The following is a 12,740-nucleotide window of genomic DNA, read 5'->3' on the forward strand; positions in this document are numbered from 1 at the left end:
CCGATCTGTCGCGGCGCGGTTGCAACGCCAACTCGCGCTGTACGACGAGAGCCGCACCTTCGAGTTCCTGATCACGGAGGCCGCCGGCCGTTACGCGGGGGCGTCGAGCGCCGAGGCCAGGGCCGCGTTCGCCGCCGCCGCGCGTGCGGGAGCAAGCGCGGCAGAGGCGAAGCGCGCCACCGCGGAGACGGTGCGTCACGCGGACATCGCCCAGGACGCGGCCGGCAAGGCGCGAGACGCCGCGACGCGTGCGGTGTCCTATGCGGAGCAGGCGGCGAGCGCGGCGGCGAGCGCGGCCGCGCACGCAGGATCCGCCGTCAACGCGGCCGAGCTGGCGACAGAGCACGCGAACAATGCCTTCCGTGCGGCGGAGGACGCGATACAGGCGGCCGAAACGGCCCAGATCGTCTACGAATCGGCGCGCGAGGCGGACACCGAACGACTCCAGGATGAGCTCAAACTCGAGTTGTCCTTCGCCAGGCACGTCAGTGCGCAAGCCGCCCAGGCCAGGTTGGGGGACGCCCGCAGCTTCGGGGCGCCGATGGTTCGCTATCACACGCCCGCGATCGACGCGCTGATCGCCGAGGCCGCCAACACGCAGACCGATCAGGCGGTGGCGGTCGGCAAGGCGCGGCAGGTGGCTCGCTACTTCGCGACTTCGCCCGGTACGTGGACCAGCTCGGCGGCCGTGGCCGCTCTCGGCGAGGACGAGGACCTCCTTGTCCTCGATTTCGTCAGGCGCGGGCTCGCCGCCGCCGAAGAGCAGGACGACCGCACCACGCTGACCGGTCTCCTGGTCACCAGCTCCCCGGCCATGAGAGCCGCTGCTCAGGACGCCCTCGATGACGGACGGCAAGCCGTCATCGAGTTCCTCGAAAACCCGGCCTACCCCGAGCGGGCCGCCGAACTACGAGCGCGGATCGGGCGGATCCTCGCCGAGGCCCGCAGCACCGGCAACGCGGAGATCGAGGAAGCGGCGAACAACGCCCTGCGCTCGGACGATCCGGACGCCCTCGACGAGTTCCTGGACTCGACGTACAACACCGCCTACACGATCGACATCCGGACGAAGGTCGGCGCGATCGCCGGCGACACTTCGAACGGCACCGAGGTGCGGAACGGCGCCCAGGTCGCTCTCGCCGGCACGACGGCCATGCAACTCGAGTTCCTGGAGGTGGAACGGCACCGCGCGGCCGAACGCGACTACGCGACCGCGACGCACAACTACATCGCCTCATCCTTGATGATCGAGACCTCGCAGGTCGCGCAGCACGCCGTCGACTTCGCGCGCACCGCGCAGGCCGCGGCGGCACGAGCCCGCGGCGCGGCGGAGGAGGCCATCGGGTACGCGAACGCCGCCGGCAGAGCGGCCGAGCAGGCGCGGACGTTCGCAACCGAGGCCGTCGCCCACGCACGCGACGCCGCCGCGTCCGCGGAACGGGCCGCGGCCGCCGTCCGCACCGCCGCCGCCGCGACCCAGCAGGCCCAGCAGTCGGCCAGGAAGGCGTCCCTCTCGGCACGCTGGGCCCGCGCCTCGGCCGTCTCGGCGGCACAGGACGCGGCCAGCGCCTTCGCCGCCTACGACACCGCGTACGCGGCGCAGGTCCGGGCCGGCAACAGCGCGTCGAACGCGGCTCTCATCGCCGCCCAGGTGTTCGAGAGTTATCGGACAGAGGCCGAGAGTCGTCTGCGTGAGCTCAAGAGCGTGTGGAAACAAGCCTGTGAGTGGGGCCCCGAGGACGGCCTGCCCGGATACCACGACTGCAACGCTCGCGTGGAGGAGATTCTCAACGACCCCAAGGGGCCCCTTCACGACCCGGAGGGCTACGCCAAGGACAACATCGAGCACTGCAGGAACCAGTTCGTCGGCAAGGCCCAGGACGCCTGCATGTCCCTCGTCATGAGCCCGCTCTTCACCTTCGCGGCAAGGGGGATCGGCGACCGGGAGAGCGAAACCCATCGTCTCGCCGAAGAGTACTTCGGCCTGACCGCGCTGGACCTGATCAACGCCGCCTCCCAGTACTCCTTGGTCAACGACTGCAGGGGCGCCCCCAAGGGAAACCCTTTTGACGCGGGGCAGGCGTTCTCGGACTGCATCAGTGGAGCCCTGGATCTGAGCGAAGATCCCGACTGGAACGAATACTCGAAGGAGTGGAGGGGAACCTTCGTCGAGTCGCTCATCCCGGAAGAGCTCCGGTTCGCCGAGTACAACTCGGTCTTGGGCCCGATGTACCTGCAACATCACCTGGCCGATCGGACCATCATCTGGGCGATCTATGAGAGCGACCTCGCGACATCGCTCCTGCGCATTCTTCCGCTCGAGTGCGTCCAGGGCGGGCAGTGCCCCTACGCGGATGCCGCAGAACAGCTCAGGAGCGTGAGTGAGTCGATCAAGCTGCAGAACAACCAGGGCTATATGGTCGACGCGTCCGGACGGGTGCTCGACGCGAACGGACTGCCGATCGCGAATCTTCCGCCGATCGACGATCTCCAGAACTGGGCGAGATACACGGTCGAGAGCGGGCTGCACGACGACCTGGCGGCCCTCGAAGACCGCCTCGCGCTGCTGTACAGGCAGACGTTCGGGGTGCCCATGGCACCTCCGGCGTGGCACCTCGAGACGCAGCTCGCTCATCGCGTCGCCACGCGGGAGGTGGCGCTACGCGACAACACGCTACGGCTGGTCATGAACAACCCTGGCGGTGTCTGTGACGCGGTGCCGTTGCCCAACACGGCGCCTGACCGGCAGCGACAGGCCGTGGCAGGGTGCATCCAAGCCATCAAGATGCTGCTCCCGGCCGGCACCACCATGACCATCTACTACCCCGACCCGGAGAATCCGGCAGAACTGCTTCAAGTCACCGTGCGTGGCGTCGGCCGCTGGCTGGACTGAGCCTGCCCGACGCGGACGGAGACCTCAAGGGAGCCTGGCTTCACCGGTGAGCTGCGACAGCGCTTGCCGGCGGGGCCGGGCTTCCGGCCATTCCGCGGCCCCGTCCCGACGGCCGGTGCGGACCCGGCGCCGCGCGCCGAAAGCGTGGCCTGTCAGGCGGCTCGTGACGGAGGACGCGCGGTCAGCAGGTGGTGGGCGGGGTCGTAGCGGACCGCCGGCGTTCCGGCGACGACGAGGTTCGCCCGCTCCCATGGCCGGTGGCCGGCCATGAAGGGGATCTCCTGCCGCATCCATTCGTCCCAGAAGTCACGTGCGGCCTGAGTGCCGCCTTCGCGGGCCATGCAGCGGCGCCTGGCCTCGGTGAGGTCCGCCTGTACCCAGACGACGGCGTCGAGCAGGGGCGTCAGTTCACGACGGGCGGCGCCGGTGCCCTCCACGATCACCATGTTAAGGCCGGCGGGCACGTCGATGGCTCCGGCGCGGCCTCGTCGCGCCCAGGCGGCCGGTCGGCAGGACACGGCCTCGCCGCGGTGCAGCGGTTCGAGGACACCTTCGACGAGCACGTCGGTCCAGCCGAAGAAGGAATGGTGCCACGCCACGTCGTCGGTGTGCACCACGGCGGCGTACGGCATGCCGCCGGCCAGCGTCGCCGCGATGGTGGTCTTGCCGGCGCCACCGGGACCGTCGATCGCCACGATCCGCGGCCGGCCCGGCGGGTCGCCCGCGGCGTCGACCAGGATCCGGATCACGTCGCCGACCGCCGTCGCCTGCCAGGGGCCGGCCACCGGCTCGTCGGGGTAGAGGGTGGGGTTCATGTCCTCCGATGGCTCGTTCTTGATGACAAACGATAGTCAGGAGTGTCAATAACATCTGTAAAACAGTCAGGACCGGTGAGACCCTTGTCCTGCCTTGGGAGGGTTGTGCGATGGAACTGGCGATCAAGATCTTGGGGCCCTGGGAGCTGACGGCAGGCGGCGACGTGCTGCCGCTGACCGGCGGCCGGCGGATCGGCCTGCTGACCCGGCTGGCGTTGAGCGCCGGTCGGGTGGTCACCACGGAGCAGCTCCTCACCGACGTGTGGGGCGAGAGCCGGGCGTCGACGGCGCCGAAGCAGCTCCACATCGTGGTGTCCAAGCTTCGCGAGTTCCTTGCGCCCCGGGCGCTCGACGAGGTCATCGTGACCGCGCCGGGTGGATACTGCCTGGACGTGCCGCCTGATCACGTCGATGCTCACCTGTTCATCCGGCTGATACGCGAAGCGCGTGCCGGCCGGGCCAGAGGAGAGATCGTCACGGCGGACAGGTCGTTCCGGCAGGCTCTGACCCTGTGGCGGGGAGAGGCCCTGGCGGGCATGTCGGCGGAGTGGGCCCAGATCGAGGCCACCCGCCTGGCGGAGGAACGTCTCACCGCTGTGGAAGATCACGTCGAACTGCGGATGGCGGCGGGCGATCACCACGCGGTGATACCGGATCTGAGCGTCCACATCGAGGCGCACCCGCTGCGGGAGCGACCGCATGCGCAACTGATGCTGGCGCTGTACCGCGCCGGGCGGTCGTCGGAAGCGCTCGCGGTCTACCAGGACACTCGCCGCGTCATGATCCAGGAGCTCGGCATCGAGCCGGGTGCCGCGCTGCGCCGTCTCCAGCAGGCGGTCCTCGTTCGCGATCCCGTCCTCGATCTGACCGTCCCCGCGCAGGATGCCACGCTCGGCGACGCCGTCGCCCCGGCCGAGCTGCCCGCCGGCACCCGCGCCTTCACCGCCCGCGATGCCGAGCTCGCCTGGCTCGACAAGGCGCTCACCAAGGTGGGGGCCGGCGCGCCGGCGATCGTCGCCATCGGCGGTCCCGGCGGGATCGGCAAATCCGCGCTGGCCCTGCACCTGGCGCACGCCGTCGCCGACCGCTACAGCGACGGCGTCGTCTACATCGACCTGCGCGGCGCCACCGAGGGTCTCCGGCCGCTGTCGCCGATCGAGGCGCTCGGCCGGCTTCTACGCTCGCTCGGGCTGGACGGCTCCGCCGTACCGGCCACGGTCGACGAGGCCGCGGCACGCTACCGATCCCTCACCTCGGCGCGGAACGTGCTGATCATCCTCGACAACGCCCTCGACACCCGCCAGGTCCGCCCGCTCATTCCCGCCGGGCCGGGGTGCGCGGCCGTCATCACGAGCCGGCAGGTGCTCACCTCGGTCGATGGGGCGAGCCGGCTGAACCTGTCCGGGCTCGACCCGTCCGACTCCACCGCGCTGCTGGCCCGGATCGCCGGTCCCGGCCGGGTCCACGCCGAGCCGGAGGCCGCCGGGCGGATCATCCGGCTGTGCGGCGGGCTGCCCCTCGCCCTCCGCATCGTGGCGGCGCGCCTGGCCGCCCGCCCCGACTGGACGCTGTCCTACCTCGCCGACCGGCTCGCCGACGCCACCCGCCGCCTGGACACGCTGGCGTACGCCGACCTGGCCGTCCGCGCCTGCATCGCCGTCAGTCTCCATCACCTGCAGGAGGAGCCCGCCGGCCAGGACGCCGCCCACCTGTTCGCCCTGCTCGGCCTCCTCGACGCGCCCACCCACAGCCCAGCGGCCACCGCCGCTCTCGCCGACCGGCCCGAGCGTACGGTGGAGGCCGCGCTCGACCGCCTCCTGAACGCCCGGCTCCTCGAATCGGCGGGGCTGGGCCGCTACCGGATGCACGACCTCGTCCGCCTCTACGCCCGCGAACAAGCGGACGACATCGTCCAGGAGAGCGATCGGGTGGCCGCCACCCGCCGCGCGTTGCACCACTACCTCGCCACAGCCAGGTCGGCCAGCCTTCTGCTCAACCCCGCCTCCGTCATCGTCAGAAACCTTCGCGCCGACCGGCCGGGCCTTCGGCTGGACACCCCACAGGAGGCGATCGACTGGATCGAGCTGGAGCGCGACAACCTCATCGCCGTCGCCCGGCAGGCCGCAACCCGCACCGACGATCCCGGCACGGTCGAAGGCCTCGCCGCCAGTCTCAACGGACCCTTCAGCCACAGAGGCTGGCTCGTTGATCTTGCCAGGATCCATCACCAGGCCCTGCAGGTGGCCGTCCAGACCGGTGACTGGGCGGGCCAAGCCCGTGGGCACAACCAGTTGGGCTGCATCCACAAGAACCAAGGTCGCTTCGAGCCTGCGGTCGAGCAGTTCGAGCGCGCCCTCGTGTGCTGGGATCGAGCAGGTCTGCCCCTGCGTAAATCGGGCACCCTCAACAACCTCGGCACGACCTACGGCAAGCTGGAGCGGTTCGACGAGGCGCTCGCCACGCTTGACGAGGCGATAGCGACGGCCCGAGCGAGCGGCCTGCGCGACTCCCAGGCGATCGGTCTCAACGGCCGGGCCGGGGTGCTGATCAGAATGGGCCGGCTGGCCGACGCGATCGACGCGGGCCGACAAAGCCTGGAGCTCTGGGCGGAGTTCGACAATCCCTATGGCGAGGGAGGGGCGACCGACACGCTGGCCGATGCCTACCGACGCGCCGGCAGGCTCGCCGAGGCCGAGGCCGGATACAGGAGGGCGGTCCACCTCCACCACAAGGCCGGTCACCGCGCGGTGGAGGCCGTTTGCCTGTGGGGGCTCGGCGACACCCTGCACGATCTCGGACGGCAGGAGGAGGCACGGACGTGCTGGCACCGGTCAGCCCGGATCCTGTGCGACGTCCATCTCCTCACCGAGGAGGAGCTGGAGGTCCTGCTCGCCCAGGACCTTCCGCAGCCTCCCGACCCCGTCAAGCACTTCTAGCGCGAGCGTGCGGCGGCTCGATGGCCTCGGCGACGCCCGAATCCGATCCAACGCCGTCGCCGTCCGCCGAGGTAGCCGACCTAGACGGTGCTGCTGCCGACGGCCGAGGAGTCGCCGGCCAAGTGGCACGAGAGCCGATGGGGGTGGGCCAGCCGCTCCTGCAGGCGGATGTGCCGGAACTCGTAGACCGCCCCGACCTGACGGAGCACACCCTTCTCGTGGGCCTCGGCGAGGAAGGACATGAGCCGCCAGGGCAGCCGGCCCAGCCCGCACAGCCACAGCCGCGCCGCCAGCAACCGCCCCCACGCGGCCAGCAGGATCACCAGCGGCCCGAGCGGTACGAACAGCAGGATGACCAGCGCACCTGCGACCCGGTCGTCGATCATGCCGGCCCCGCTCAGCGCCGCGGCGAGCAGCAGGAGAGGCCACAGGAACAGCAGACCGAGCAGTGCGCGGCCGAAGGCGGCGTACCGGTCGGCGCGCAGGCTCGAATGAGGGCTGGGCGCGGTGGCGGTGTCGGCCGACCGCTCCGAACACCGGTAGAGCGCGCCGACGAGCCCGCTGACCAACCCGAGGATGAGCCCCATCGAGATCCCGAACTTGCACGACTCCATGAACGGGGGGACGAACTCCTGCCCGCGCAGCCCGACGACCGCGCCACAGGACAGTCCTGCGATCAGGCCGAAACCGCCTCCGCCGAGCACGCCGCGCGCCAGTCCGTGCCCCGCGGCCCTGGCCAGGTCGAGCACCTGCGCCGGTTTGTCCGCCGGAACGCGCCGGCCGCCGGACACTCTGAACGGGATCGTCAGTGGCCTGGGTCTGCTGCCGATCCTGGCGGTTCCCAGCATCAGCGCGGTCATCAGCCCACTCGTCACCACGGCCGCGCAGTAGGCGGCGAGTGGCAGGTCGGGCAGCACGGTCAGCATCGGTCCCGCCCCGTTGGGGTTGAGCCGGATCGATGGCCCACCTACTTGCTGCATGAGCCCGGTGAGCAGCCCCGCGATCGCACCGCCGAGCAGCACGGCGCGGGCGCGCGGGATCGGCTGCGTCTTCAGCCCGACGCCCAGCACCGCCACGTACAGCACGATCCCGACCAGTGACCGCGTCACGTGCAGGACGGGGTGGGCCAGGCACCACGCGGCGGTGACCGCCGCGCATGCCAGCAGCCCGGACGGGAGCAGGCGGACGGCCCTGGGCAGCGCGTCCGGCAGCTCCCACCAGGCGATGCACCTGCTGCCGCGCCGCTCGGCCGCCCGCGCGAGGAAGGCCAGCCAGCGGGTGGCCTGCGCGGCGGTCCAGCGGGGCCGGGCCGCGCCGGGCAGGCCGGGCGCGGGCGCGAAGCCGGCCGGGATGTAGGCGTCCAGCAGATGCGCCTCCAGCACGGCCCGGTCGGCGAAGCGCGGGCCGAGCAGTTCGGCGGGGTCGGCGCCGGTGTCGCTGTAGATGGCGCGGGCCATCGCGGCCATCAGCGGCACGGACAACGTCTCCGACAACACCCGGGCGACGTGATCCTGCGGTTCGGCGGCCAGGACCTTCAGCACCTGCTGCCACTTCGTGGAGGCGGAGGCGGTGTGGCGCCGGCTGGTGCCGTTCAGGTAGCGGGCGACCTCGTCCAGCGTCAGCGGGAGCAGCTCGATGACCGCCGCGGCGGTGAAGACGTCGCATTCACGGACGATCTCCCGGTACGCCTCGGTGCGGCACGTCAGCAGCGCGGGCGCGCCGGCGTCCAGCTCGTTGTTGAGTCTGCGCAAGGCCTCGCCGCGCAGCGGCGGCGGGATCTCGTCGAGGCCGTCGAGCACCACCAGGCGCCCGCCGGGCAGGCGGCGGAACAAACCGGCGATGTCGCCGAACTCGCCGTCGAGCCGATCGCACCCAACGTTGCCGGCGTGGTCGGACAGCAGCGGATCGGCGGCGTCCCAGCGCACGCGCATCGGCCAGGGGTCCTGCAGCCGGCGCAACCGCCACTCGGCCTGCCACTGCTCCTTGACGGCCCTGGCCAGGTCGCGGTTCGCGCCGTCGACGCGCTCGGCGGGCGGGGCCTTGGGGGCCAGGCCGATCAGGCTGACGGCCAGGGCGGCGAGAGAGCACACGAGCCCGGTGACCGCCACCCACCGCTCGGCCACCTCCTCACCGAGGGGGTGCACGAGCACGGTCGCGGCCACGCCGGCCAGAAGAACGGCCGCGATGACCAGGACGCGCCGCCGAACCATCATCCGCTCACCCTCAGAATCCGTTCAGTAACTATGAGTAGTGACGCGTGGCGGGCGCGAAGAGTTCCTGCGGATCTGGTGGAGGGCTTGGTGCGTCAGAGCGCTCCTGGCCGGTCAGCCGTGACAGCACTCGACCTCGAACACCGGCGTGAACGCCTGTCACTTCCTGCTCAGCCGTTCCCCGAAGCCGTGATCCGCGTCCTGCTCCTGGTCATCGCTATGACGGCTTTTCCGGGGTTTGCTTGTGGTCGCCGTTCGAGGAAGATCGGAGAGGCCCCGAAGGCATCGGCAGGGGAGGGGACGGCATGGGCCGACGGCAGAAGCCACTCGGTGGCTCGACCGAAGCCGAACGTTTCGCGTTGCGGTTACGCGAACTGCGGGCCGGCAGGAACTTCACCATCCGGCGATTGGCCGACAAGGCCGGATACGCGCCCAGCACCCTGTCCAAGGCGGAGTCGGGCGATCAACTGCCCTCGTGGGAGGTGACCGAGGCATTCGTCCAAGCCTGCGGTGAAGATCCCGCCACCTGGCGATCGAGCTGGCTCGTCGCCGACGCCGCCCGCGTACAGGATCCTCCGGCCGCGGAAAGCACAGGACCCGCCCCCGCGGCTGAGCCCGTACCTCCGGTGCGTTCGCCCGCAAACCGCCTGCGGCTGTACGCGCTCATCGGCGCGGCGCTGGTCATCGTCGGAATCGTCGGTGTCCTGATCCGGGCGCTGATCCCCGACGAGCAACCGGCTTCCTCCGCCACTTCCCCGCCCACCAAGACGGGGGAGTGGCGGGAACTGGCCGAGGTGCTGCCCCCGGACCCTGACGACCCCGGCGACGGCATGGATCCGATCCGCGCCGAGTGCGGTTCCCCCGCGGTCGCCGCGACGGTGATCACTCTGGACGACGTGTCCGTCCGGCTGCCGCAGGGCACGGAGTTCGGCCGCCTGCGCCTGCGTCACCAGCCGGCGTGCCGGGCGAGCTGGGGACAGGTCCTGGGTCCGCACGGCTCCGACCGCGTCGTGCACATCGCCGTCTACCGCTCCGCCGACCAGGTGTTCGCCCCCAGCTCCTTCAGCGGCCAGGACGTCAGCAGTTACGGGAACATGCTCACGACCACTTCGGGCTGCGTGTACGCCGAGGCGTACGTGCGCACCCCGCAGGGCGACGGCCCGATCGCCCGTACCCGCTGCGCGTAGGCCGTCAGCAGGGGCCGTGGTCGGCGAGGTTGCCCACCCGGATGTCCCGGGATCCGGGCACCATGTCGGTATAGGCGTTGTCGTAGCCGGGCGGCACCTGGAAGGGCCTGAAGTAGGAGGCGTAACAGCTCTGCACGTAGAACCAGGTTCCCGGGGTGGTGTTGGTGATCCGTGCCCACGAGGCGTTGCACAGGCGGCTGTAGCGGCGCTCCAGGTGTCCGCGCCTGGTGGAGAGCCGGAAGGTGGTGCGGGCGTCGCTGTTGCATCCCTGAACGATCGGGTCCAGCCCGTCGCACCGCCTGCCGCTGCAGGCTCGCTTCGTGTGCTTGGCCGAGCCGATGTCCTGCCCGGGCCCGCGGCCGGGCCCGGGGTCGTTGTGCGCGTACGCCGGGGACGCGGTCAGGAGAAGGCCGGCGGCCAGCGTGACAGCGGTGAGCGCTCGGTACATGCTGCTTCCTCCAGGAGGAGTGGGGGGACGTGACCTCGACGTTTCCCTGTTCGCCCGGCGCGAGGAAGGCCGACCGAACTACCGTGAACAATCGAACATCCGTCGCTCCCCGGGCGGCCAAGACCCCGCTACCGCCAGTGATCAACGTCGGCGAGAGCGCAACGGCTACGAGCCGGTCGTCGACGAGCGGGAGCAGCAGCCCCTGACCTCGATCGCCCAGCACCGCCCCAACGTCGACCTGCACGAGCAGCCTGCCCCCTGACAGACGCCCTCGCCCTCGCCCCGCCCACCGTGGCGGCCAGCGCTCCGGCCGGGTAGCCGATCGTCGTCGGGGGAGTTGTGATCCCAGGGCGTCCGAGCCTCCTCAAGCCCGGCCGGGGGAGCGAGCCGGCACCTGGCCGAGCGCGACGTCGCTCCGCAGTCGGCCAACGCGGATCAGCGTCTCCTGTGCGATCCCACGATTTCGCAGGGCGCAGACCCAGGATGACCTCATGTTCGAAAACACCATTCAGTTCGACGAAATTCTGGTCCTCGACACCGGGGCAGGGTCTTCCGAAGAAGGAATGCGTGTCGCAAGAGTAGGCTTCAGCAGCGTGGATGGGTGTTCACGGGAGAAGGGGCAACGTACACGAGAATGGAATCCACGCGCTGGGACCATACAAGTCTGACCATCCGGTCATTCGAATCGAGCGACTCATATGGCGTCCAGGCTCGGGATTTTGTCCGTAAGGAAGTCGGTGGCGACCAGGCCGGCTGGAGTAAATATCTCATCGTAGTGATCGCTCCCGTAGCTCCGTGAATCTCAGGAATCTGTGGCGGCTGAACGGAAATGAAGCATCCCGGGCTTGGGCCGGCTGATGGTGCTGCACACGCTCCCTGCCCCGTGATCCTGATCGTGCCGGCGGTACGCGTACGCCTCGCCCCAGCCGGGCGGCGGCACACCGTGGAACGGCATGGCACGCCTTCTGGTTGAAGGCCCCGCTGATCGAGCCACAGGAGAGATGTCATGAGATCCCTGACGAAGAGGTTGCTGCTCGCGCTGGCCGCCGCGACGCTGGCCGGTTCTGGCGTCGCCGCAGGCGCGGCGCTGCCCGCCACCGCCACCGCCACCGCTTCCGCCACCGCCACCGCCACCGCTTCCGCGACCGTCACCGGCCGGATGTTCACCGAAGTGGGCGTCGGCCTCGATGAGGCCACCGCGCTGGCCAACGGTGAGAGCGCGGCCAGAGCGAGCGCGGCGCAGGAGGGGTTCACGGACTGCAACCCGTTCGAGGAGGTGTCCTGGCAGAGCGGGAAGGTGTGGTTCGCGCAGTTCACGATTCTCTGCCAGGACTCCGCGTAACACGATCCATCGATCATCGGGACCAGCCGTTGTCACCGTACATGGCCGGTCCCGCGCTCGCCGCATTCCGGTTTGATGATGAAAATGACCGACAGGTTGCGGCCGATTTCACGGTCAAGAACCGCTGAACCTTTGTCACACCGGTCGCATCCAACCTGGACATGAACAAGATTCAGCAGCTTGCCGCCCTGTCCGTGCTGCCCGTAGCCGCGGCTCTGATCGCCCTGCCCGCTCAGGCCGCGGAGCGCCCCGGCTGCCCCCTGCCGAGCAAGGCGGAGGTGAAGCAGGCCAACGACGACAAGGTCGACCAGCCGCCGAGGGGCGCCGCCGCCATCAACGGCGTCCGCGTCAACCACATTCCGAAAGGCTTCACCTACGGCGGGGTCGTGATCAGCAAGCACGACGGCATCACCGAGTACGGCTACCAGTGGGGGGACGAGCGCGCCAACGCGGACTCCAAGCAGCGGTCGTTGTGGGTCAGGGTGGTGTGCTGGCCGAAGGCGAGCCGGTTGGCGCAGCTCAAGAACGCGCCGCTGGAGTTCGGGAGGTTCTCCGGCGGCACGACGACCGTCAGGATCGGCGGGCGCCAGGTGCTCATCCGGGAGGGCGACGGCGCGCTGGGCGACGGCCGCTACGCGGGCTGGGTCGAGCGCAAGGGAGTCGTCGTCACCGTGATGGCCGGCACGCCCCTCGTCCCGGAACTGGCGAAGATCATCAAAGGGATCAAGCTCTGACACCTCGTACGGAGGAGCCTTCGTTCTGCTCCTGCGGCGCCGGTCAGGTCCAGACCGCGAGCCCGGATCCAGCACAGTCCAGAGGTGTGGCGAACTCGTTCTCTCCCGGGCCACCCCGAGCTTGTCAGGACCTGCCTGGGATGACGTCCCAGATCGATCCCGCCCGTGGACGCAC

Annotated in this window: 9 protein-coding genes; 6 read left to right on the forward strand and 3 right to left on the reverse strand. The window is 70.2% G+C overall.

Annotated elements, in window-relative coordinates; translation table 11 throughout:
• A partial coding sequence (locus AB0I15_RS56065) for a DddA-like double-stranded DNA deaminase toxin (protein WP_358116381.1) occupies nucleotides 1–2,893 on the forward strand: 2,893 nt, incomplete at its 5' end.
• A 152-nt stretch (nucleotides 2,894–3,045) separates the two neighbouring features.
• On the opposite strand, the gene AB0I15_RS56070 is transcribed toward AB0I15_RS56065, so the two are convergent.
• Nucleotides 3,046–3,708 carry a hypothetical protein gene (locus AB0I15_RS56070; RefSeq protein WP_358116383.1) on the reverse strand — a complete coding sequence of 221 codons (663 nt, stop codon included), beginning with the start codon at nucleotides 3,706–3,708 and terminating at the stop codon, nucleotides 3,046–3,048.
• A 110-nt stretch (nucleotides 3,709–3,818) separates the two neighbouring features.
• Here AB0I15_RS56070 and AB0I15_RS56075 point away from each other — a divergent pair, with 110 nt between their 5' ends.
• Nucleotides 3,819–6,644, forward strand: a complete 2,826-nt coding sequence (locus AB0I15_RS56075) for a BTAD domain-containing putative transcriptional regulator (RefSeq protein WP_358116386.1) — start codon at nucleotides 3,819–3,821, stop codon at nucleotides 6,642–6,644.
• Nucleotides 6,645–6,724: 80 nt separating this feature from the next.
• On the opposite strand, the gene AB0I15_RS56080 is transcribed toward AB0I15_RS56075, so the two are convergent.
• Nucleotides 6,725–8,857 (reverse strand): hypothetical protein, encoded by a 2,133-nt coding sequence (locus AB0I15_RS56080; RefSeq protein ID WP_358116389.1) that lies wholly within the window; start codon nucleotides 8,855–8,857, stop codon nucleotides 6,725–6,727.
• Nucleotides 8,858–9,159: 302 nt separating this feature from the next.
• Between AB0I15_RS56080 and AB0I15_RS56085 the strand changes: the two genes are divergently transcribed.
• A complete protein-coding gene (locus AB0I15_RS56085) occupies nucleotides 9,160–10,041 on the forward strand; it encodes a helix-turn-helix transcriptional regulator (protein ID WP_358116391.1) in 882 nt (293 codons plus the stop codon).
• Nucleotides 10,042–10,045: 4 nt separating this feature from the next.
• Here AB0I15_RS56085 and AB0I15_RS56090 read toward each other — a convergent pair whose 3' ends face one another.
• Complete coding sequence (locus tag AB0I15_RS56090) at nucleotides 10,046–10,489, reverse strand: DUF2690 domain-containing protein (RefSeq protein ID WP_358116394.1); 444 nt, start codon at nucleotides 10,487–10,489, stop codon at nucleotides 10,046–10,048.
• A 19-nt stretch (nucleotides 10,490–10,508) separates the two neighbouring features.
• On the opposite strand from AB0I15_RS56090, the gene AB0I15_RS56095 reads away from it, so the two are divergent.
• The 3 genes from AB0I15_RS56095 (at nucleotide 10,509) to AB0I15_RS56105 (ending at nucleotide 12,565) form a co-directional block, all read left to right on the forward strand.
• Entirely contained in the window at nucleotides 10,509–10,751 is a 243-nt protein-coding gene (locus AB0I15_RS56095; protein WP_358116397.1) for a hypothetical protein, read from the forward strand.
• Between the two features lie 744 nt (nucleotides 10,752–11,495).
• A complete protein-coding gene (locus AB0I15_RS56100) occupies nucleotides 11,496–11,831 on the forward strand; it encodes a hypothetical protein (RefSeq protein ID WP_358116400.1) in 336 nt (111 codons plus the stop codon).
• 161 nt (nucleotides 11,832–11,992) lie between these two features.
• The gene (locus AB0I15_RS56105) at nucleotides 11,993–12,565 is read left to right on the forward strand and encodes a hypothetical protein (RefSeq protein ID WP_358116403.1); all 573 of its coding nucleotides are present in this window, start codon (nucleotides 11,993–11,995) and stop codon (nucleotides 12,563–12,565) included.
• Nucleotides 12,566–12,740 lie beyond the last annotated feature (175 nt).

Origin of the sequence: Nonomuraea sp. NPDC050643 (genome assembly GCF_040654715.1) — a bacterium.
Taxonomy (GTDB): Bacteria; Actinomycetota; Actinomycetes; order Streptosporangiales; family Streptosporangiaceae; genus Nonomuraea.